Source organism: Embleya sp. AB8 (genome assembly GCF_049739465.1).
Lineage (GTDB): Bacteria > Actinomycetota > Actinomycetes > Streptomycetales > Streptomycetaceae > Embleya.
Genome location: NZ_JBMHHY010000054.1, coordinates 1 through 21,720 on the forward strand (window position 1 = coordinate 1; position 21,720 = coordinate 21,720).

At 70.4% G+C, this 21,720-nt stretch carries 19 protein-coding genes and 1 pseudogene; 12 read left to right on the forward strand and 8 right to left on the reverse strand.

The features are described 5' to 3' along the window. Positions 1-165 precede the first annotated feature (165 nt). Positions 166-436, reverse strand: a pseudogene (locus tag ABIA38_RS44165) (ABC transporter ATP-binding protein); the annotation flags it as partial. A 603-nt stretch (positions 437-1,039) separates the two neighbouring features. On the opposite strand from ABIA38_RS44165, the gene ABIA38_RS44170 reads away from it, so the two are divergent. Genes ABIA38_RS44170 through ABIA38_RS44180 form a run of 3 tightly spaced genes read left to right on the forward strand, consistent with a single transcriptional unit; the run spans position 1,040 to position 2,105 of the window. Continuing rightward, positions 1,040-1,504, forward strand: coding sequence for a hypothetical protein (locus ABIA38_RS44170; RefSeq protein ID WP_424644705.1), 465 nt, complete (start codon positions 1,040-1,042; stop codon positions 1,502-1,504). Further along, positions 1,501-1,857 (forward strand): hypothetical protein, encoded by a 357-nt coding sequence (locus tag ABIA38_RS44175; RefSeq protein ID WP_424644706.1) that lies wholly within the window; start codon positions 1,501-1,503, stop codon positions 1,855-1,857. Before ABIA38_RS44170 ends, ABIA38_RS44175 begins: the two co-directional genes overlap by 4 nt. Continuing rightward, positions 1,854-2,105, forward strand: coding sequence for a hypothetical protein (locus ABIA38_RS44180; protein ID WP_424644707.1), 252 nt, complete (start codon positions 1,854-1,856; stop codon positions 2,103-2,105). Before ABIA38_RS44175 ends, ABIA38_RS44180 begins: the two co-directional genes overlap by 4 nt. 120 nt (positions 2,106-2,225) lie before the next feature. Here ABIA38_RS44180 and ABIA38_RS44185 read toward each other — a convergent pair whose 3' ends face one another. The 3 genes from ABIA38_RS44185 to ABIA38_RS44195 all read right to left on the reverse strand — a co-directional run bounded on the left by ABIA38_RS44185 (position 2,226) and on the right by ABIA38_RS44195 (position 4,592). Then, positions 2,226-2,756 (reverse strand): hypothetical protein, encoded by a 531-nt coding sequence (locus tag ABIA38_RS44185; RefSeq protein ID WP_424644708.1) that lies wholly within the window; start codon positions 2,754-2,756, stop codon positions 2,226-2,228. Between the two features lie 294 nt (positions 2,757-3,050). Next, positions 3,051-3,638, reverse strand: a complete 588-nt coding sequence (locus ABIA38_RS44190) for a hypothetical protein (RefSeq protein WP_424644709.1) — start codon at positions 3,636-3,638, stop codon at positions 3,051-3,053. Positions 3,639-4,430: 792 nt separating this feature from the next. Further along, a complete protein-coding gene (locus ABIA38_RS44195) occupies positions 4,431-4,592 on the reverse strand; it encodes a hypothetical protein (protein ID WP_424644710.1) in 162 nt (53 codons plus the stop codon). 583 nt (positions 4,593-5,175) lie between these two features. Between ABIA38_RS44195 and ABIA38_RS44200 the strand changes: the two genes are divergently transcribed. From ABIA38_RS44200 to ABIA38_RS44220, 5 genes are all read left to right on the forward strand, one after another. After that, positions 5,176-5,634 (forward strand): helix-turn-helix domain-containing protein, encoded by a 459-nt coding sequence (locus ABIA38_RS44200; protein WP_424644711.1) that lies wholly within the window; start codon positions 5,176-5,178, stop codon positions 5,632-5,634. 3 nt (positions 5,635-5,637) lie between these two features. Continuing rightward, complete coding sequence (locus ABIA38_RS44205; RefSeq protein ID WP_424644712.1) at positions 5,638-6,189, forward strand: PIN domain-containing protein; 552 nt, start codon at positions 5,638-5,640, stop codon at positions 6,187-6,189. A 290-nt stretch (positions 6,190-6,479) separates the two neighbouring features. Then, entirely contained in the window at positions 6,480-7,985 is a 1,506-nt protein-coding gene (istA, locus tag ABIA38_RS44210) for an IS21 family transposase (protein ID WP_424644713.1), read from the forward strand. After that, positions 7,985-8,773, forward strand: a complete 789-nt coding sequence (istB, locus tag ABIA38_RS44215) for an IS21-like element helper ATPase IstB (RefSeq protein WP_424644714.1) — start codon at positions 7,985-7,987, stop codon at positions 8,771-8,773. The genes istA and istB overlap by 1 nt, the downstream gene beginning before the upstream one ends. Before the next feature lie 269 nt (positions 8,774-9,042). Beyond that, positions 9,043-10,023 (forward strand): barstar family protein, encoded by a 981-nt coding sequence (locus ABIA38_RS44220; protein ID WP_424644715.1) that lies wholly within the window; start codon positions 9,043-9,045, stop codon positions 10,021-10,023. 646 nt (positions 10,024-10,669) lie between these two features. Here the strand turns inward: ABIA38_RS44220 and ABIA38_RS44225 are convergent. Both ABIA38_RS44225 and ABIA38_RS44230 read right to left on the reverse strand, forming a co-directional pair. Next, positions 10,670-10,873 (reverse strand): hypothetical protein, encoded by a 204-nt coding sequence (locus tag ABIA38_RS44225; RefSeq protein WP_424644716.1) that lies wholly within the window; start codon positions 10,871-10,873, stop codon positions 10,670-10,672. Positions 10,874-12,080: 1,207 nt separating this feature from the next. Next, a complete protein-coding gene (locus ABIA38_RS44230; RefSeq protein WP_424644717.1) occupies positions 12,081-12,734 on the reverse strand; it encodes a helicase associated domain-containing protein in 654 nt (217 codons plus the stop codon). Positions 12,735-13,023: 289 nt separating this feature from the next. Between ABIA38_RS44230 and ABIA38_RS44235 the strand changes: the two genes are divergently transcribed. Both ABIA38_RS44235 and ABIA38_RS44240 read left to right on the forward strand, forming a co-directional pair. After that, positions 13,024-13,683, forward strand: coding sequence for an RNA polymerase sigma factor (locus ABIA38_RS44235; protein WP_424644718.1), 660 nt, complete (start codon positions 13,024-13,026; stop codon positions 13,681-13,683). After that, positions 13,680-14,402, forward strand: a complete 723-nt coding sequence (locus ABIA38_RS44240) for a hypothetical protein (protein WP_424644719.1) — start codon at positions 13,680-13,682, stop codon at positions 14,400-14,402. The genes ABIA38_RS44235 and ABIA38_RS44240 overlap by 4 nt, the downstream gene beginning before the upstream one ends. 204 nt (positions 14,403-14,606) lie before the next feature. Here the strand turns inward: ABIA38_RS44240 and ABIA38_RS44245 are convergent, their stop codons facing one another. Then, positions 14,607-16,454 (reverse strand): Mu transposase domain-containing protein, encoded by a 1,848-nt coding sequence (locus ABIA38_RS44245; protein ID WP_424644720.1) that lies wholly within the window; start codon positions 16,452-16,454, stop codon positions 14,607-14,609. A 667-nt stretch (positions 16,455-17,121) separates the two neighbouring features. On the opposite strand from ABIA38_RS44245, the gene ABIA38_RS44250 reads away from it, so the two are divergent. Together ABIA38_RS44250 and ABIA38_RS44255 are read left to right on the forward strand one after the other, a co-directional pair. Then, the gene (locus ABIA38_RS44250) at positions 17,122-18,363 is read left to right on the forward strand and encodes a trypsin-like serine protease (protein WP_424644721.1); all 1,242 of its coding nucleotides are present in this window, start codon (positions 17,122-17,124) and stop codon (positions 18,361-18,363) included. A gap of 497 nt (positions 18,364-18,860) precedes the next feature. After that, a complete protein-coding gene (locus ABIA38_RS44255; RefSeq protein WP_424644722.1) occupies positions 18,861-19,721 on the forward strand; it encodes a hypothetical protein in 861 nt (286 codons plus the stop codon). Between the two features lie 769 nt (positions 19,722-20,490). Here the strand turns inward: ABIA38_RS44255 and ABIA38_RS44260 are convergent. Further along, positions 20,491-21,687: a restriction endonuclease gene (locus tag ABIA38_RS44260; RefSeq protein WP_424644723.1), complete on the reverse strand. Its 1,197-nt coding sequence runs from the start codon at positions 21,685-21,687 to the stop codon at positions 20,491-20,493. Positions 21,688-21,720: the final 33 nt, after the last annotated feature.

The window sequence follows — 21,720 nt, forward strand, 5'->3', positions numbered from 1 at the left end:
TGAACTGCTGTGTATATCTGGATGGCACGTGCTTTCTCTTTCCGGTTCCCTATAACCCTACGTGGGTGACTGTCCGGAAGATCAAGGGCACCCCAACTCGATACCTGAGCCGACTGGCTTCGCGCGCGCCCCTCCATCGGCGTCGGCGTCGCCGGTCGGTTCCGTTCAGGGCGGGCCGAGGGTCGCGGACGAGGCCGGCGTCGAGCCTCGGGCGATGCGGGGCACCGCCGACAACAGGGCCCTGGTGTACGGGTGCCGTGGTGTCGTAGACCTCGTCCACGGTGCCCTGCGCGACGATGCGCCCGGCGCTCATCACCGCGACGCCGTCGCTGACCCGGCGTACCACTGCCAGGTCGTGCGCGATGAAGACCAGGGTCAGGCCCATGTCCCGGCGCAACTCGTCGAGCAGGTCCACCACTCGGGACTGCGTGGCGATCCTCGAAGAGTTGCGTGACCAACGGCATCAAGCCCTTGACAGTCCCCTTGGAACGCCCCCGCTGCCCAAGGACCACATCCGTGATCGCGGCCACCACCCGCTCGTCGGTCCGCCCCACCCCGCCGGAAGCACGCGTCGTGCGGTGGTCGACCAGGCATCACAATCCTGCCGCCGATACCGGCCGCGCATGCGCCGCGTGGTCGTCCGCGGCACGGTTTCGAAGCTCGACGCCGGCAATTCCTCGGCTGGCTCGCGCGTCGTTGTCCCACCGTCGTACCCCCTGCCCCCCGGGGCATCGTCCGCCGGCTTGGCCCGCTGCCGTCGGTGAACCGATTTCCGGGGGCAGCGCTGTCCGCCGTGTCCCTTCCCTCCCGGCCGGGGACGCCGGGGCCGACGGGTGTCGTGTGCGATTCGGTCGGCCTTGCGTGTGGGATGGCCCGCAGCCGAGGACGGGGGAAGGGGGCGTGTGCCGGCGGGGCCCGTCGGATACGGGGCCGGTGTCGCGGGGGTTTGCAGGCTCGATGTGTCACATCTAGGATCGCGGGCGACGGGGGTCGGCCGGGGAAGGGGGAACGCCCGTATCGCGGAACGGAAAGGGGCACCATGCCGCACGACAACGACAACGGTCCCCGGGACGGGACCGACACGAAACCTCCCGACGCGAATGCCGCCGACACACCACCCGGTGCGCGTGAGCGTCTGGTGTGGATGGACGTCGCCGTGTGGCGGCGGGCCCGCGCCCGCGCGGCCGACGACGCCCTGGACCTCACCCCGGTTCTCGAGGCCCTCCTGCACGCCTACGCCGACGGGCGGGTGACGATCTCCCCGCCCCCGGGCAGGACCCTGGGCCCCACCCGCGACGGCACCGCCCGAACGGGCTGCCGCACCGGCCCGCTGTCGCAAACAGCGTGGTCGCGCGCCGACCACCACCGCGCCGCGACGGGCGTGAAGTCGATGCCCGTCCTGTGCGAACTCCTGCTCGGCGGCTACGTCGACGGACACCTGACCACCACACTGACCGCGACCGGCCACATACCCCGCACCCACCGAGAGGACGACGCAGCATGAGCGAGCCCACCACACCCCTGTCCGGCGATGAACGCCTGCCCCGCCCGGAACGCACCCCCGACGCCCTGCGCGTCGCCCTCGCACGCGTCGCACCGCACCGCCTGCCCGAGATGGAACGCCAGAAGAACGAGGCCTTCCAACTCGCCGCCCAAACCGCCCACCTGGGACCCATCCAGGGATGGCTGACGGTATGGGCGGGCGAGGTCGAGATCGAACGCCGCCCCGACCTGAACGCCCGCCGCCACGCCGCCGAACAGACCCTGCAGACCCTGCAACGCCGTGATCCCGCCTGGCAGGCCGCACGCGCGGAACTCCTCGCCGTGCTCACCGAGGCCCGCGAGGCCACCACGTGACCTGGGCATGGGAGTACGAACCCGACGAGGCGCACGTGACCGCCGACGCGCCTCCGGCCCTGCTCGTCGAGATCGAGGACAAAGCCGCCGAACTCGTCCGCGCCGCCGAAGCCCTCTACATCCACGGCGAGGCATACGACGGCATGTCACCCCAAGGCGGCACGGCCCTGGTCGCGAACGGCATGTTCGTCTACCAGGTCATCCCACGCCACGAACGCGTCTACATTCTGCAGGTCACCGTCTGGTAAACCCCACTCACCCCAGACGCTCGCCCCTCCCGGGCCGCCGACCGCTTCGGTGCCCTCGACCGGCGGCCGAGGCCGCGCGAACGCCCCGAACACCGACGCCATCAACCCTGGGCGGTCCCGTCACGGGGATGCCGGTACCCGGCCGACCACCGCGGAATCGCCACCGACACCGGATCCGGCGGCTCCAACCCTCGAGGGACCCAGCCGACCAGCGCACAGGCAACCCCCACCCCGCCTCCAGCCCCCACTCCCACGCCGTCGGCGGATGACGGCGCCCATCCACGCGATCAAGGGCCCGCCGTCCTCGAGCGCGATCTCCGGCCCCAACCACGTCCGCCCGAACCGTATCCCGAGCTCACGACAAAACGCCCCGTCCACCCGCAACATCCCAGGCCGCCCGGCACCGCCGTCGCGCCACACCCGCTCCGCCATGCCCGGATCCAGCAGCGCGTCCGCCACCACGACCACCTCCGGGAACGTCACCGCGTCCCGCCCGACCACGCGCCACCACTCGAAATCACCCCCGGCGTCCCCGCCCGCGACCGCGTGCAGCCGCCGCGGCCACACCTGTTCCCGCTCCCACCACAGCGCCGACTCCCACCACCGGCACACCACCGCCCACGCGACCCCGAACACATCCCCGGGATCCACCCCACCCCACCCCGCACCGCCCGCCGCGCCACACTCGCCCACCGTCGCCGCCCCGCCACCACCTCCGGCACCTCAGGCAAGCCCAGGTGTTCCGGAGCCCCGTCGGCGTCCGCGTCCAGGCCCCACCGCGCGTGCCGCACGCCCACCCGCTCCCACCGCGCCGCGTACCGAACCACCCGTACCGGCATCCGGTACGCCGCGCCGTACACAGTCGACATCCGAACGCCACCGGCCCCACCACGGCGCCGCCCACCCGCCACATCCCCTGGTGAACAAAGCCATCGGACTTCGCCGCTACGCGTTGGGGAGATCCAGCTTCCCTGTTACCACCACATCCGGCACAGGCCCCACAGGCGCCGCGGGCCCAGCAGGCCCGGGAGGCCCGTGCTGCACGGCGATCGTGATGCGGAACCCGTCCGCGACCTCTGGGGGAACCGTGTAGGAATCCGTCCCCGTCCCGTTCGAACCCGGTGTCACGAGTCCGGCAAGCTTCTCCTGTCGCAGGTTCGTCCAGACCGTGTGGATCGCGGACTTGCCCGAAGTGGTCCCGACGAAGTCCCGCACGAACAGCCTCGACAGGTCGAACGGCGCGGAGCCGCGGTTCGTCACCGTGATCCTTACTCGGACCGGCAAGCCGACGCCTTTCAGTGTGTCGGCGTTGACCTGCTCGTCGGGCGTGGACGCTTGAGCGCCCTTGAACACCGGGATCGGCTCCAGAGTGGTGGTCACCTCGAGGTCGCTGCCCGGTAGAGCGACGGGCCTGCCCAGGACTCCGGTGGGCACGGCCAACGCCGAGCCGGGTGGTTCGGTGACGCCGACGTTCGCCGGTGTCCGTTTTTTCGAGCTGTCGGTGTCCTTAGCGATGCACGCGGCGAGCGTCATGGTGAGCAGGGCGGCGCAGATAGCCGCAGAGGTGCGTGGACGCATGGCCCCCCAGGTCGTTGGTGCGCGCACGCTATCGCCGGCGGTACGACGGCGACAGCGCGATCATCGAATTGCGACAGGCATGCCGTCCAGGGTGGCACCGCACCGCCTGTGATCGGTAGCCGGCGCACACGAGCGGAGTACGCGACCCGGTATGCGCCCTGCGGCTCCGGGCCCGCCGCCACCGTGGTGGGGGGATCCGGTTGCCGGGTTTCGGCCCGGTCCGGGCGGCCGCAGGAGGAGTGGGCCCGGCTGCGGCGACCAAGCAGCGGGGGCCCACGGCTCCATCATGCGGCGAGGGCCGTGGCCCGGGTGATGTCGTCGGGGCCACCCGCAGGCCGCCGTATACCCAGGTTTTCTCCGGCCCGTGGCCGTAGTCGAGTTTGTTCTTGATGCGGTGTCCGTCCGGCGACCGGCCCGGCGCCGGCGGGAACGTGCGGGGGATCACCAGGGCGAGTTCGTCGGCGCACACGACCGTGACGCCTTGGGGCGGGCTGGTGTAGAGCTCGACGATCTGCGTCCTTTTCCCGCGAAGTCCGGGTCCCTCGACCGAACCCACGAGGGGGTGCGGCGCCACCGCACCCCCTTCGTGAGGAAGATCTTGCGGACCTGACCTCGACCCACCACGATGCCCGGTCTCCCGGCCTCGGCGGCCAGGGAATCCAACGCCCACTCCGGCGGGCCCGGCGCCGTCCTCGGCGCACAACTCCCCGTGGGGTTGCGTCGTGCGACGTCCGGAGGGAACTCCCTTCACCGGTGCGACGATTCGCGACCATTCGGCCTCGTGATCCGCCGTTTGCGGCCGCATCCGGGCCGGTCGCCCAGGCCGTACAGGCCCTGCTCGTTGAGCCGGTGCAGCCCCCGCCGCACCGTCTTCGCGTCGCACCCCGCCCGAGCGGCGACCAGCGGCACGTGCAGACCTTCCCAGCTCAGCGTGACGGTCCTGGCGCGGAGGATCCAGTCCGCCGGCGCGTGACGCGCCGCGGCCAGTCTCCGGATCCTCTTCTCCTCGTCCCGTCCACGGGTTGACGGGCCGTCAGAGACTTCGGCACCACCCTCGCCCCCGAGCAGCCGGAACGGCGCTGTTTGACCACTACTTGCCCACCCAAGGCGGAACTCGGCACCAGGGCGCGTATCGAGTCGTGATCAATCTGCGGGAGACACTCTCCTGGCGGGCCCTCGATGGGTGGATCTTGTTGCATGACTGCACGAATGGCGCGACCCCCGGCACTCACTGCCCCATGAGGAATGGAATCTCGCGTAGTGCCTGCAGACATCCACCGCCAACCGGTTCCGGTGCCGAAAAGACGGATCGAGAATGAACGCACACCCCCGGTGATCGCAAGATCGCACGGATCCCTGCCGTCGTGCTGTTATGCCGGTGAGCGGTGCTTGCGGAGCCGGCGCGTGGCGCTCCACCCCCGACAGTTGTTGCGATTGTTTCGTTTATTGCGAATAATGTGTCGTGACAACAGACGCGCTGAAGGTGGCTGCCATGGCCGGCACAGTGGTGCGCTCGTCCACGCCGACCGAGTCGAGCGCGGGGTTCGCGGCACGGGCGTTGCAGACCGTGAAACGCTCTCTCTCGCGCGCCTCCGGCGCCGGTCCGATCAGGTTCGGGATCGAAGGAGAGCCCGAGGCCGCGCTCGAGCTGCCCCGCGAGGCCGTGGAACTGCTCGCGTCGCTGCTCGGTCACATGGCCGCAGGGCGGGCGGTGTCGATCGTGCCGGACCACGCGGAACTCACGACCCAGCAGGCTGCTGACATGTTGAACGTGTCGCGCCCCTTCCTTGTCGGGCTCCTGGACGCCGGCGAGATCGAGTTCCGCAAGGTTGGCACCCATCGCAGAATCCGGGCGCAGTCGCTGATCGACCACCAACGCGAGGACGATCGCAAGCGACGCGAGGCCGCCGACGAGCTCACGACCCTCGGCCAGGACGCGGGGCTGACCTGAGACGTGGCCTTCATCGTGGTGTACGACGCGTGCGTGCTGTACCCGAGCACCCTTCGTGACCTGCTGATCCGGATAGCGCAGGCGGGCCTGGACCAGGCGAAGTGGACCGATCGCATTCTCGACGAGGTCTTCGACAACCTCGCAAAGAACCGGCCCGACCTGCGCCGGGAGCGGATGGATCGCACCCGTGAACTCATGGGCCGGGCGGTGCGCGACTGTCTGATCACGAACTACGAGAAGCTGGAGTCCGTGCCGGACCCGCCGGATCCCGACGATCGTCACGTCCTGGCGGCCGCCGTCAAGTCCCGGGCCCAGATGGTCGTCACCCACAACCTCAAGGACTTCCCCCGGGAGTCTCCGGCCGAATGGAACGTCGAGGCGACACACCCCGACGACTTCGTCCTGGCGCAGATCGATCTCGATCGCCAACGAGTGTTCGCCGCCGTCCAACAGATCGCGGACTCGTGGAAGAACCCTCCCGGGAACGCCGCGGACGTTCTCGACCGCCTGGAGCGCGACGGCCTCGTCGAGGCCGTCGCCGCGCTGCGAGCGTGACGACTTCGGGCGTACGTCCGTCGATGACACTGGCGATCTCGCGTTCCCCGGGGTGAACCCGACCTGTCGGAGTCGGCCCGGTCAGGGTGGCCTTGACGAGGATCTGACCGAACGCCTTGTCGTAGAAGAGGAGATCGGCGACGCATTCCGCGACGGCGGCTGACAGCGGTCAGTGGATACTCCCCGTAGGCGGCCATTTATCGGCCCATTGATGGCCACGATCTTCCCCATGTATGGCCAGATACCTCCCCGGACCTGGACGGATATGCCGGTCGGCGAGGCTGACCGGTGTGAAGAACAGCAGGGAGATCATGGAAATCCTCGAGGCATACGACCTCACGGGGAGTTACCGCGCGGCGGCCGAGCTGGCCGGGTGCGACCACCACACCGTGGCCAGGTATGTCCGGATGCGTGAGACCGGAGAGCGTCCGGTGGCTCGCGCCCACCGGGCTCGTCCGATCGACGAATACCTGGGCAAGATCGAGGAGTTGGTGGTCAACTCGCGCGGCAGGATACGTGCCGACGTCGTGCACCGCCGGATCACCGCGATGGGCTTCACCGGCGGGGAACGCACCACCCGCCGCGCGGTCGCGGAGGCCAAGGCCGCTCTGCGGGCCGGACAGCGCAGGGTCTATCGGCCGTGGATCGTCGAGCCGGGACTGTGGCTGCAATGGGACTGGGGGGAGGGTCCGAGGATCGGCGGACGTCGTACTTCCCTGTGGTGCGTGTGGTTGTCCTGGTCGCGGTTCCGGGTCGTGATCCCGGTGTTCGACAAGACGCTGCCCACGATCGTGGCCTGCCTGGACGCGACGTTGCGGCGGATCGGCGGGGTTCCCACCTACGGTCTGACCGACAACGAGAAGACCGTCACCGCCACCCACATCGCGAACATCGCGGTCCGCAACCCCGAGATCGTCGAGGTCGGACGGCACTACGGCATGACGATCCGCACCTGCCTGCCCGCCGATCCCGAGTCCAAGGGCGGATCCGAGGCGACCGTGCGGATCGCGAAGGCCGACCTGGTGCCCACCGACGCGAACCTGCTCGATCAGTACGCGACGTTCGGTCAACTCGAGGTGGCCTGCCGCCAGTTCTGCGACGACGTCAACGGTCGCGTCCACCGCGAGACCCGCCGCAGGCCCGCCGAGATGCTGGTGGAGGAACAGGTCCGGCTGCACCCGTTGCCCAAGGAACCGTTCACCGTCGCGTTCGGCACCACCCGCCGGGTCTGCTGGGACGCCACCATCTCCGTCGAGGGCGTGCGCTACTCGGTTCCGCACGAGCTGATCGACACCCGCGTCTGGGCCCGTTTCCACGGCGACGAACTCATCGTCACCTCGGTCGGCGAGGCAGGTCCGGCCGAGGTCGCCCGTCACAATCGGTCCATCCCGGGCAGCCCGGTGATCGTCGACGAGCACTACCCGCCCCGGGAGCACAAGGAGAACGACCGGACCCCGCGGGCGAATTCCGCCGAGGAGGCCGCTTTCCTGGCGCTCGGGCCGGGGGCGGCGTCCTGGCTGGTCGAAGCCGGAGCCGCGGGCGCCCGGCGGGTCAAGTCGAAGATCGCCGAGGCCGTCGCACTGGCCAAGCTCCACTCGGCCGCCGACGTCGACCGGGCGCTCGGCTCCGCGGCGATCGCCGGCCGGTTCGCCGAGAACGACCTGATCCGCATCCTCACCTACCAAGCCGGCCTGGAAAGCATCGAACCGACCCGGGCCTCGGAAGTACACAGCCTGCAGCCGGGCACCTCCGCCTGGTCCAACTTCGGCCTCGCCGACGAGAAGGACAAGAACTGATGGCCACCCCGATCCGCGTCACCGGCGCCCACGGCAACCCTCTGTCCGAGGCCATCGAGCTCACCAAGCGGCTGAAACTCCCGCACATGCGGCGGGCGTTGACCGATCTCATCCCCACCGCGAAGGCCCAACGCTGGGACCCCGCCGAGGTCGTCCGGGTCCTGCTCGCCGAGGAAGCCGCCGGCCGCGACGCGGCCAACCTGCGGACCCGGCGAAAGCGGGCCGGGTTCCCGGCCGGGAAGACGTTCGGCGACTGGGACGAGACCGCGTCCTCGATCCCGCGGCCGACCCAGGACTCGCTGAAGATGCTCGAATGGGTCACCCGCAAGGAGAACCTCTGCATCTGCGGGCCTTCGGGAACCGGGAAGTCACACTTCACCGAGGCCCTCGGGCAGGCCGCGATCGAGGCCGGCATGACGGTCGCCTGGTTCACCATCGAGGACCTGGGCGCCCTGGTCCGACGACACCGAGCGGACGATTCCCTCGCCCGCGCGATGTCCCGTCTGATCCGCACGGACCTGATCATCGTCGACGACATCGGCCTGTTGCCCGTCAGTCCGGACGCCGCCGAGGGCTTCTACCGCCTGGTCGACGCCGCCTACGAACGACGCGCGCTCGCGGTCAGCAGCAATCTCCACCCGTCCGGCTTCGACGAGATCATGACCAAGACCCTCGCCACCGCGACCGTCGACCGGCTCCTGCATCACGCCCACGTCGTGGTCACCCAGGGTGATTCCTTCCGGCTCAACCAGGCCACCTCCGGCCAGGGGGTGATCCCCTTGCGCTGACCCACCCACCAACAGCGGGGAATTATCCGGCCGCCGTTGGGGAGGGCATATCGGCCGCCAGCGCGTTGATTATCTGGTCGCCAGCAGGGAGGACTCAAAGGCCGTTGACACCGGTGAAGTACTTCCTGGTTCGGGAGGACGAAGACGGCGTGGAACAGCTCTGGGGGAAGTGCACGGGTGTTGAAGGGTTTTTTGTCGACCCGGTCCCGCCGCCACGGGAGGTCCTCGCCCTCCGCGGGTGCCTCCCCGACGGTCTCCTGAGCGAGGTCTTGGCCGAGCCCGGCGTCTGGCTACGGGGTCTGGGTGATGTGTGCGTCGAGGTTTGGGACGACGAGAAGCCCGTCCAGTGGTGGACTCTCGTCGATGCGGTCGTGGTGGCCCAGCAGCCCCACTCGGCTGATCCGGAACGGTACGACATCGTGCTCGGCGCCGGCGTCGGCAACGAGGAAAGCTTCTTCGAAATGCCTGCGACGCCGTACTTCGAGCTTTTCGCGGGAACGACGGTTGCTGCGGCAAGTGCAGGCCGGTGCTCCGGCGTGGACGGCCTGTTCAAGGCGCGAGTGGACCCGGCCCCCGTTCCGATGGAGCTGATCGGCTGCGAGCCTGCGGAGCCCCTGCTCGCGGCGCTACGCCGACCCCGTCGGTCGGAACGGGACTGGGCCTACCTCCTGGTTCTGGATCGTCATGGTGCCGTGATGGCTTCCCGCGCCGTGGGCCTGGCCATCACCGGAGCGCGACCGTCCGTGCTCGGCGGCACTCTCGTCGACATCACCCTCACCGATGGTGGCGACGATCGGCCGTCTCCGGCAGCCCGCCCGATCTGGGCGCACTGGTACCAGGGCTCGCCTACCGCGCCCAACCTGTGGGCGCCGTACGACTCGCAGGGCAGGGCCGCGTGGCTGGACCTCACCACTCGTGCCTGGCGGGTGCCCGTGCCCCGTCCGGATCGGTCCGGCGGTGAGCACCATCTCGACGGCCGATTCGTCACGGACGTTCCCGGGCTGCACTGCGCGATCGCCGAGGCCCTGCTCGGGCCCGGTCGCTACTTCGGCCGGGAGTGGAACGCGTTCAAGGACTGCCTCGGCGGTGGATTCGGAGTGGCCCCTCCCTTCACCTTGACCTGGCACGACTCCGAGATCGCGCGCCGCGCACTGGCGGATGTGGTGGAGGATCCGGAGGACGGGCTCTCCTACTTCGAGGACATCGTGCGGCTTCTCGAACGGTGCGGCGTCACGGTCGTGCTCCGGTGAGCCACAGGTGCCCGAGCGAGTACGACTCCTGGACAGTCTGAGCGGTTTCAGCGCCTGCTGTTGCCGGGCGCGAGCAGGCTGGTCACCTCGGCGATCGCCTCCGGAGACGGCTTGACGTCGGGGACGTGTCCCCCTCGGGCCGAGGTGCGGGCCGGTCGTGGGATGGTGGTAGGAGGTGATCGCCATGACCGGCAGGGGCGGCGGCGGCCACGGCGGGCGCAAGGGCGGCGGGCACGGCCACGGCCGGTCCGGCGGACGGACACCGACACCGCGGGACGCGTCCCGGGTCCGGTCCTCGGCCGCGAGGCACCCCGACGGCAGGTCCGCGAGGACCGGCTGGGCACCGCGTGCCCGGTCGGCGGCGGACCGCGCGACGAACCGCTCCGGCGACGGCCCCGGGCCCGCCCGGCGGTAACGCAGCGCCCGGCCGTATCCGGCCCCGGCCGGCCCGGCGGGAACGCATCAGGACGAATCATCGGGACAAGGGGCGGTCGAGGCCATACCCATCCGAACCGGATATTCCCTGGGCAGGGCCCCGCTGCGGGCCCGGTCCAGGGCCGGCGGCGGGGCCGGCCGGGGGCCGACGCCGGCGCGCGGACCCGCACCCTCACCGACCCGGGCCCGGTTCATGTCCGGTGCATGCCGGTCACGTTCCGTGTGCGTGTCCGGGGCGCGGCGGGGTGTCGGTCCGGGTGCCCGGGCCCAGGCGTCGGCGCGGGCTCGGTTCCGGTTCGGTGCCGGTGGTGTCGGTGGCGCGGGCGGCGGCGGTGAGCCGTCCCGTCTCGTCCTGTGGGGTCGGGTCGGCGGTCGGTGTGGTGGTGGGCCCGTTGCCCAGGCGTCGGCGGTTCACCCGGGCAGTGTCGCGCCCGCCCCGACCACGCGGCCGACCGGGCCTCGGAGGAGGCCCGCCTGGCTGCGTAGGTCTCAAGCGAGAGCACTTGTCGGCGGGTCCCGGCATCACTCGTCGTCCGGAGAGGGCACGAATGTTGTTGAGAAGTAAGAGCACCTGAAGTGGTTCGGGCTCTCGTTGATCACGTGCCAAGGTGGGTCCGTCCGTGGCAGGATGACGGCATGCTGATCCGAAAGGCCGATGCCGCGTAGGCGTCCGAAGGGGCTGCGCGCAGAGCGGTGGCGGCCCGGAAGAGTTATTCCGGTTCGCCGGATCCGTGGTGTGTCTGCGGCGACTCGCGTAGCGATCCGGAAGTTGGAAGAGGGCCTGCTGTGGCCGGGGGCTGTGGCTGCTGCCCTGGCCGAGTGCCGGTCGTATCTGAATCAGCCGGGGCGTGTGCTGCCGGACCCGGTGATGGCCTGCGAGTGCTGTGATCCCCTGGCGGCGCGAGACCGCTTGGAGGACGTGCTGCTGTGGCTTCCCCGCGGGGCTCGAGAGGACCTTGGCCGGCTCATCGGCCGGCTCGATGCCGAGTTCGACCGCCGGACTGTCCCCCTCAGCCCGCACCTCATGCTGCCAAGCCCGTGGGGCGTGTGTGGGTGGTGGCGTCAGCGCTTCCTGGAGCGCTTGAGAGGCTGAGGGTCCCTCGCTCGGCGATGGGCCGAGCCCGCGCGGGCACTGTTCTCGATGGCCCACAATGGCTGACCCGGCCCCCCACCGCCCGGTGTGAGTTCTCGGGTTTCTTTGTGGGTCCGGGCTGTGGTCCCGGGGTTCGGCTGGACGGATCCGTGTTTTCCCCACAGTGTCGTTTGACCTGCCCGGATCGTGGGGTGTCCGGTTCCGGTCGGGGACCTGCGGCGTGGTGACCTGCGGTTCCGTGGTTCGGCTGGAATGCCGGATATATCGCGGGAATCCCCATGGATCCTCTTGTGTCCGGGCAGAAGATCGGGCCGCGTGCCGCGGCAGCGCGGCTCGGTGTTCCGGGACCCGGCGCCGCGTGATCGAAGCCTGGACAGGCCCGGGGTGTCGACCGGTCTCCGGTCGACGCCTCGAACCCCACACGCACCCGACCTCGCACGAACCTCACACCGTCACCAGCGCATGCCCAATGCGTCGAGTGCTGCGATCCGCTCGGCCGGGAGTTTCGCCTTCCGGCTTCTGGTGGTGGTCACCCACACCCCAGCCGTACGTCCTCCGGCCACCCGTCGAACGCGGTCACGGTCTTCACGTGGGCGCGCGGGACCTTGAGGTGTCCGACCCGGGCTCGGTAGGCCGCTGCCGCGCCGAGCGCGATCGTCCACGCCTGCTCGCGCGTGCGTTTCGGCCGGGGCCCGTCCGACATGGGTACCGCCGCCTCCCCGGCGTCGGCCCCGGTCGCCGCGGTGTCGACCGGCGTGGGCGGGGTGAGCCCGAGGGCGAGCAGCCGCTCGCGCTGCGCCTCGTTGAGCCGGTCCCACCCGGAGCGTTGTCGGGCGACCCACCGGCCGATCCCGGTGCCGCAGTGGACGACGTCCAGGCCGACGTCGTCCAACCGTGCCCCCGCGCCTCCCTCGGCCTGCCCGGCCTGCTCGGTCGGGTAGTCGGCGGCGTGGGCGGCGTGCCGTTGCCACGCCACCGGCCACTGCGTCGGGTGCCACGCCTCGCCGTCGACCAGGGCGTCCAGCGCCGCGCCGCGCCGGGCGGACAGCGCGCCGCGCCGGTCCTGGGCGCGCCTGTTCTCCAGCCATTTCCCGATCGGCCGTCGACCACGGCATCGATCGGCGCGGCCGGCGTGGCGTGCTCGCGCGCGTATGCACGCGCTATGGCCAGGCCGTCCTCCCACGCCTGATCATGCACGGACCACACCATCTGTGGCGGAGCAGCGTGGTGGTGGGGTGGGTTGTGTACGGCGGCGCGGGGGAGTCGGGATCGTCGTCGCCGGAGTCCGCTCCCGGGGATGGTGACTCGTCGGGACTCTCGTCGGGTTCGTCGAGGCTTTCCTCGCCCGTCCCGGAGGAGGCGGCCCCGGTCGAATCGGCAACGGATCCCGGAAATCTTCGCGTGGCCCGCAACATCCGTGGGCCCGCCGCCCACAAACCGATGACGGCGTTCATCGGACCGAGGAGTACGACTTGGACGGGCCCACCACTCGGGAGGTGACCGGGATCGCGCGCGACCCGGCCCTGCTGGAGGCGTTCTATCGGAGAAACATCGACGCGGTGAATCGGTTCGTGGCCCGCCGGGTCGGCGATCCACACGTGGCCGCCGACCTGACCGCGGAGGTGTTCCTCGCTGCGCTGGACTCGGCGGCGGCCTACCGCGGCGGTCCCGGTGGTGAGCGGGCCTGGTTGTACGGAGTGGCCCGCAACGTGATGGCGAGCGAGCGGCGGCGGGCCGCCCGCGAGGTGGACGCGTCGCAGCGGATAGCCGGCCGGCGACTGCTCGACGCCGACGACCTGGTGCGGATCGAGGAGCGGCTGGACGCCGAGGCGGCCGCCCGACGGATGTACCAGGCGATCGAGCGGCTGTCCGAGGCCGATCGCGCGGTGCTCGAACTGGTCGGCGTCGACGGGCTGGACGTGGCCGAGGCGGCGGCGGCGCTCGGCATCCGGCGGGTGTCGGCCCGGGTGCGGTTGCATCGGGCCCGGCGGCGACTGACGCGGGAACTGCACACGGACCCGGAGTCGACCGCACCGATGCCTTCCGGTGGCCCGGGCGCCGGGCGCCCCCGACCCCCGACATATCCCCGGGACACCCCCGGGACGGCTTTGCGAGCGGAGGCGAAGGCATGAGCACCTTCGAGGATCGACTGCTGGACGAGTTGCGCAAGTTCGCCGCCACGGGTGACGTGCCGGCCGAGGTCGAGCGGCCGCGCCGGCGGTCCGGGCGTGACCGGCGCGCGCTGTTCGGCCTGGCCGCCTCGGTGCTGGTCGCGGCCGGCATTGCGATCGGCGGTGTCCCGCTCCTCGCCGACGGCTCCTCGGCCGGGGCCCAGCCGTTCAAGGTGATCAGGAAGGACGACGGGCGGGTCCTTTTCCGGGTGATCGAATTCCGCAACCCCAAGGCGCTCGAACAGCGGCTCCGGGAGTTGGGCGTCCCGGTGGTCGTGGACTACGTGCCGGTGGACAAGCAGTGCCGGGAGCCGCGCTTTCGGGAGTACGAGATGTCGGGCCACGACCTCACCGCGATCTTCCACTGGGAGGAGGCCCGGCCGAAGAACGGCGACCGGCTCGACGATGCCGAGATCGCCCACCTCGTCCAGGGCTGGCACGAACTGGTCCCCGGCCTGATCCCGCCGGGCACCACTCTGGTGCTCACCGAAGGGATCAAAGAAGCAGCCGAAGGGAGCGGCGGATCGACCGGCACCTACGCCCTGGCGAGCGGGCCGGTGGGCCCCTGTGAACTCGAACCCAGGCCCGGCCATCGTCCATCCTCGAAGGACAAGCGCGACGCCCCGTATTCGCCCGGTGCGCACCACCCCTCCACCCCGCCGGCGACCTCGAAGCCGTGACGGTCGCGTGCCGGCGTCCGGCGGCGACCCACCACTCCCGCCGACGCCCCGGCATCGGGCCGGTCGGCGGGCCCCCGGACGCCGGACGGGCGCCTGCACCGGTTCGGCGACATGCCCATGAAGTGGGGAATGTGGGGAGCGAAGAGCGCGTCAGGCCCCGCCGAAGGTCGGCGGGGCCTGAGGGTGAGCCGGATGGTCAGCTGGTCATGGGACTCTTCGCAGCGGGACGTCGGGTCCGCGGTTGTGGATGGTGGGCCGTGCCGCTTCCGGAGTCGCCGGCAGGGCCACGATGGTGATCGGCTGATCGCAGTGCGGGCAGTTGCGCGTCGCGGCCGGCTCCAAGGGGTCCCTGGCGGGGGTCTGTTGTCGTGAGGTGAGCGAGCGGGTCGTGGGAGTCGTCGGCGGAGGAAGATCCATCCTCGGCACGGGCTGGGGAGTCTGGATGTCGTTTCCGGGGCCGTTGCGTTTCGCCGAGCCGACGGGTCCGGTCCGCCTCTCGAGCCTGGTCGCGACGCCTGCCGGCCTCCAGGCGGCATGCGGCGTCGCAGTAGACCTGGCGAACCGATCTCTCGACCGAGAAGTCTTCGTCGCAGACGGGGCATCTGCGCGTGTCCAGGGCGGCCGGTGTCTTTCGCGACCGAACGCGGCACTCGTGCGAGCAGTAGCGCCCGCTTCCCTTTGCCTCGAAGCCCTGCTCGCGGACCGCGCAGTTCCTGCTCGGGCCGGGCCGCAGAGTCTGGGCGGTGTTGCGGCAGGTCGGGGAACAGTAGACCTGCCGGCCGGAGGGAGTCTCGGCGGAGAAGCCGGTGCGGCAGACCGGGCAGACCCTCGAAGCTCCGACTCCGGGAGCGTCACCCGAGGACGAGTGGTTCTCCTTGGTTCGGGGGCGGACCGCAGCCGGTCGGCCACGGCGGCATAGGCGGACATGTCGATCACCACGCGCTCGGCCGAACTCGACCGGGAGCTCGCGCCCCGCAGGCGCTCGGCCTCCTCCAGGGCGGCCGGGGTGAGCGGGCGCCGGACCTTGGTCCGACAGGGCGCGCGGTCGGTGAACGACTCCAACACCACGCGTTCCAGGGCGATCACGTGGCCGGCGTCACGGACGCTCCGGCCCGCTCCGCGCGGGGCGCGGTGATGACGGGCGACCACGGCCCGGCCGGCCGTGGCGATGTGGAGGTAGTCATCGCCGAGCCGGTGCAACACCAGCACCCGGGCCCCGGGCAGACCCGGGGGAACCGAGGAGAAGTTGCCCTCGAAGGGCACCATGCCCTGCGGACTGACCGTCCGCTCGACCTCCAACTCGGCCGGGAACGGCCGGCCCGGAAGCCCCAACAGGCTCTCGGTGTGGGCGAGTTCGCCGACGGTGGTACTCGCCCCGGCGACCCTTCGGCGGCGTTCGTCCATCTGCGAGGCGAGCTTGTCGACGCCGGATTGGGCCTGCTCGACCGTGAGTTCGTCGGGAACCGTTCGCCACCAACGTTGCGCGGCCGAGTGGTTGACCTTCTCGACGGCACCCTTGCGGTTGCCCCGGCGGGACGGGCAGATGTCGACGCCGACGCCGTAGAACTTGGCGACTGCGGCAGACGCGGGCAGGACCCGGCCGGTCGCGGGATGGCAGACGGTGCTCATCCGGTCGAAGCGCCACCGCCGTGCGGTCCCGCCCAGCTTGCGTACCACCTGGTCGGGGGCCTGGACCAGATGGGGGAAGTCCTCGGACTCCGCCAGAACCGCCCGCCACCTGCCCGAATGCGCGAGCGCCCCGACCAACAGGTGGGCATTCGCGCCCACTCCCCACCGCTCGGGCGGGTCGGGCAACTCGAGCCAGTCGAACTGGATCTCCTCGCCCGGTGGGCGCTCGATCACCGCGACGTCGCGACCGTTCACCGCCTTGCAGGGCTCGCAATGAGGACGCGCCCGATGACGCCGCAGAGCGCGGGTGAACGTCGAATACCCGCCCTGGTAACCGAGTTCGACGACCTCGTCGAACAACATCGTCGACCACAGATGCGGGTCGTCCGCCAACCGCTGCCGGCAGTAGTCCAGGAACGGCACGAACGCGTCCGGCTGCTGTCGTCGCGCGCCCGGGACACGTTCCCCGGCGAGGTAGGCACGGATCGTCTTGCGATCACGGCCCAGATGCCGCGCGATCGCCGAGATGTCGCTGAGCGGTGTGGCGAGGTGGGGTGGGTTGGTGGTTGGTGTGGGGTTTCGTGTGTTGGTTGGGATTTTCGGCGGGTGGGTTGGTGGTGCGGGGTTGTGGTGGTGGGGGTTTCGTGGGGTGGGTCCGGTGGTGGTGGCCTGGGGTTTCGTGGTTCCGTGGGAACGATCTTGGTTGTCTCGGTGATGTAGTGATGCGTCGTGAGGTGGCCGCGGGTTTTTGTGGGGGTTTCGGGGTGTCGGTGCGGGAGGCCACGCGTGATCGCGCGGCGTGCCATGGAATCCGGTTCGGTACACAGTGGTACCGGCCCTTGCGGCAGGCGACACGCCAGAGCAGACTCTGGGATGGCAGCGTGACCGTGCCGGGACGGCGCGGAACTCCTGTCGCACAGCACGCTCGTGCCCCACATCACGGCTTTGTCCGGCGCGCGCTCCCCGCCGACCCACGGCGAAACCCGCCCGCCACGACCGCATGTTGCCTCCGCGGGCCCACCTTCGAGTGCTCGATGGATCGTGCGCTTCACAGCACGCACGCGTCGTCCACCCGCTTGGGGGATTCACCGTGACACATCCGTCCAAGGGCCTGACCGCGTTGACGGCCCTCGTCACCCTTGTCGCACTCGCGACCGCGAGCGCACCGGCGCAGGCGCGTCCCGCGCCGGTCGCGGGCCACAACGTCGAAGAGGTCGCCGCCATGCCGACGGCACGCCAGGCCGCCCTGCTCAACCCGCTGCGCCGAGTCGCCCACGTGGCGACGTCCCTGGGAAAGACCCACTCCCGCTGGTCCCGGGTCTTTTCCGGTACCAGGATCGACACCACGTCCGGGCGCACGATCGTCTACCTCACCGATCCGTCCCAGGCGCGGGATTTCGCCGCGGCCGTGCGCGCGGGCGGCGCGGACCCGTCTCGGCTGCGCGTCGAGCGGAGCCGCTTCACCGAGAAGAGTCTCGACGAGGCCGTACCGATCCTGATGAGCCGTGCCGTGTCGGTCGGCGTCGTCGTGCACGGTGTCGCCGTCGAACCGGACGGCAGCGGCCTTACCGCGCGTGTCGCCGATGTCGAGCAGGCGCGAGCGAGGAGCGCCGAGCTGACGGCCGTCGCGCCGTTCGCTCCGGCACCGGGTGGCCAATCGGCGACCGGCGAAGGAGTGCCCGTGGCGTTCACGCCGGGCGTTGCCTTCCGACCGCAATCGAGGTTCCAGGACACGTCGCCGTTCCACGCGGGCGCGTACATCCGATCCTCGAGCGCGGCGTGCACCTCGGGCGCGCCCGCCGTCAGTACCCGGGACGGTGTGCAGTGGCTGGTGACCGCTGCCCACTGTTTCGACCTCAATCAGGAAGTACGCACCGGTAACGACGCGACTCGGGTGGGCACCGTGGCCCACAAGGCCCCGCAATGGGACGCGGCCTTCATCCAGGCCTCGACGTCCGCACGCGTCTGGGACGGCTATTGGAACACCCCGGAGTACACCAGGCGACTGACCGCCGCAGCCTGGAACTCGAACGGCGACGTGCTGTGCCAACTGGGCTGGTCCAGTCACGTCGTGTGCGATCTGCGCGTGGAGAACGCCGAATACTGGTACAGGCTGAACGGTTGGCCGGACCTGATCAAGGGCGTCCTGGTCCGCCAGGGAGGCGGCTTTCCTTCGTCGGCCTCCGGCGACAGCGGTGGTCCCGTGATCGCCCTGGTCGGTGAGCCCGATCGGCAGATGCGTGGCATCTGGAGCGGTGCGGACAACACCACGGGTGTATTCGTCCAAGCCATGGACATCTTCGACTACTTCGCGTTGCGTGTGACCGACTGACCGCCGCAGCGGAGGGCGGGTCCCCGGTCCCGCCGAGACCGGGGACCCGCCCTCCGCTCCTGTGATTCCGGGGGCGGTGTTTGGTGTGTGGGAGGCGGCTGCCGACGAATGGTCCCGCGAGGCGGTGAACCCGACCGACCTCAGCGCACAGCACCGCGAGTGGGTGGAGGCGCCGTTCCTGCTGGTCGAGGATCAGCTTCGCGGTCGGCTCGTGAATGGGCAGTGTGAGTTCTCGGGTTTTCTTTGTATGTGTGTGGGGCTGCGGGTTGTTGTGAGTGTGTGGTGTGGTGTCAGCGGGTTGGTGACAGCGGTTCCGGTTTCGGTTTCTCCTTGTTGGGCTGGGTTTTGTCGGTCTTATTGCGGGATTCATTGCTGTCATGGTGTGACCGGACTGCTGTCGTGGCTTGCCCAAGGGCGCTGGTACATGCGTGGTCCGGCTGTCGTGGGGATGCACATTCCGGTGTCGGCCGGCGCGAGGGCGGGGTGTGCTTGCGGGCATGAGCGCGAAGTCGTCTTCGCCGCCGGTGTCTTCGGGTCCGGGCAAGCCCGGCACGCCGCCGTCCGCCGCGGCACAGGCGTCGCTGGCCGCGTCCCCGTCCCGGGACCGTGCGCTCACGCGCCGGTTGGTGGTGGGCCGTCTTCTCGCGCTGGACCAGGCCGGGACTTTGGAGACGGTGCACGTGCGGATCGCCGCCGAGGCGGCCGGGGTGTCGCCGCGCACGGTGTGGCGTTGGTTGGCGATCGCCCGCGAGTCCGGACGGGCGGAACCGGCCTCGCGGCGGCACTCCTTCGCGGTCACGGACGCGTTGTGGGCGCGCCTGTCGGACCTGGGTGGGAACGTGAAGGCTCCGCACGACTGGATGCGGGAACACCCGGACCAGGCCCCGCCGTCGCCGACCGCGCACGCCCTGCCGTCGTTGACGACGCTCTACCGCGCCGTGCAACAGGAGCAACACGCGGGCCGTGTCCTGGAGATCTCCCGACCCGCGCACGCCCGACGCGACCGAGACCGCTACGACCGCGCCCTGGCCGAACTCGCCCTCCCGGGCACGGCCTGCGAGACCGGCCGGATCACCCTGCCACCCCCTGCCGAGCAAGCCCCGACCGTGGCCGGGACCCACCCCGCCGCGATCCGGCCGTCGCCGTTCGCCGACGGCACGCGCCTGTACACCCCCGGCGCGCCCCGGTGTCGACGCGCCGACTCGGCGCGGTCACCGAAGCACTCGTCCACACCGTCGCCGCCCACGGGATCACGTGTGTGTACGGCGACCCCGGACACGGCAGGACGGTCGCGCTCCACCAGGCGCTGCGCCTGCTCCCGCGCCGCGTCCCGGTACACCTTGCGCCGGTCGCGGTGAAACCGGCCCTGCCCCAATTGAGCGCCGCGCTGCTCACCGCGTTCGGTCTGCCGGCCACCTCCCTGACGAACCGCACCGACGCGGCCGACCGCGCGCTCCCGGATGCCCTCGAACCCCCGGGCGTGCTCGTGATCGACGACGCTCCGACGCATCGCCGCCCCCGGACTCGACTACCTCCGCCTCCCGGCGGACGCCCCCGCCACCCACACCGGCCTGGTGCTGTGCGGAGCGGGCGCCGAACGCACCCCGGCACACGCTCCCGTGCCGGCCTCCCGCGTCCTGGCCCGGCAACACGTGCCACGTCTGGACGCGCCTCAAGTCCTAATCGTGCTGCGCCTGTTCCACCCCTGTGGGATGGCGCGATCGACGAGGACGTGGCCCATGCGGACCACACGTGCGTGCGTGGGGGAACTTCCGTACCCGGGTGAAGATCACGTCCCGCCTGTACGCGGCCCGCCACCACGAACCCGCGAAGAGGTGGACCACGCCTTGCCGACCCGGGCCGGCTCGGGGTCCGACGCCGTGACGACCCTGCTGCTGTTGGACTACCTGCGCCTGTGGTGGAGTCGGCCGCGCGCCCTCGTGAAGTCGATGCGGTCGTCAATGCGGTCTCGAATTGCCGAGGGTCTGTGGTTTCGGCCCCGACGGTCACCCCCGTGTGGACCGGTGCTCGGCCCGGAGCGAGTTGCAGGCGTTTCGTGCCCGGCTTTCGGCCGTTTGAGATGCTCGTACGCCGGGAGGACGCCTCAAAGGATGCGCGACCCGTTTTTCACCCTCCGGCGGGATGCGAGCGATCGAGCCACGCCCGGACTTCGTCGGGTGTGGTCATGCCCTGGGAGCGCAGAAGATCGACGATGTCGTCACCGCAGATCAGAACGAGGGGTTGGGCGGCCGCGCGGGCTTCGGCGTACGCGTTCTTGTCGAGTTGTGAGGTGGTCACCAGGACGGCGAATGCCGCCTGGTGGAGGCGGGCGAGCAGGCGATGCACGGCAGCTGCCCTGACGGGCTTGCCGCCGTTGTCGGCCACGAAGGCGAACCTCATCGGTGTTCGACGCATCTCGGGGCCGACGAAGTAGCGTCCGGTCGACTCGGATCGACCGTTGCGGACGCTGACATCGAGAGTGTGCGGGTCGACATTGCTGTCGATCCCAGCCCATATCTCCAAGGCCCATCGTTCGAACCGATACGGATCACCGCGGAAATGTTCTCCGACGACGTCCAGGAGCGCTGTGCTCGCGGAGTCGGTGGCGTGGCGGTGTTCCCGCAGTTCAAGCGGGCCTCGCACAGGGTTGGGCACCAGGGGACGGCGTCGACCGGTTTCGATCCACTCACGCCATGCGCTCGGGGCGTCGGCCGGCACGGCGGTGCCGGCGTAAAGGCGATCGAGCCAGGCACGGGGCACCACAGGGACATCGAGAACGGTGAACGTCGCCTCGTAGTTCACGAATGACCCGGTGGGCGTGGAGACGGTGCGGTACCGCAAGGGTGCGGTGCGGAGCGGAGCAAGGAGCGAATCCGTCCCGGGAGCGAGGAGCCCCCGAAACCGTACATCCCGTCCGACTCCCGTTCTCTGGAACAACAGGAAGGGCGGGATTCGGGAACGCCGACCGGCTTTGGCGTCGGCGAAGACCGTTCGCAGCAGAGCATTGCCCCCCCGGGAGGTGCCGTGCAGATCCTTCCCGGGAGTTCTGTTGTCCCCGTGATAGACGCAGATTCCCGTGCGGTCGTCGACATCGTCGGGCCAGTCCGCCTCTTTTCCGGTACTGCACAAGGCGACGTAGGCCAACTTGCCGTCGCCGCAGGCGACCTTCCGTGGACGGAAACCCCCCTCGTTGGCCGTCCCGACCAACTCATATATGGGCTCCTCGGACGTCGTTCCTCCGGGATCCCCCAGATAGATCGTGCCTACCGACAAATCGACCGCGCCCAGATCCGAACCGGACTGCGCCGCAACGTTGTTGATCACAGCGAGATGCTACGACCGACAACCACACTTGGG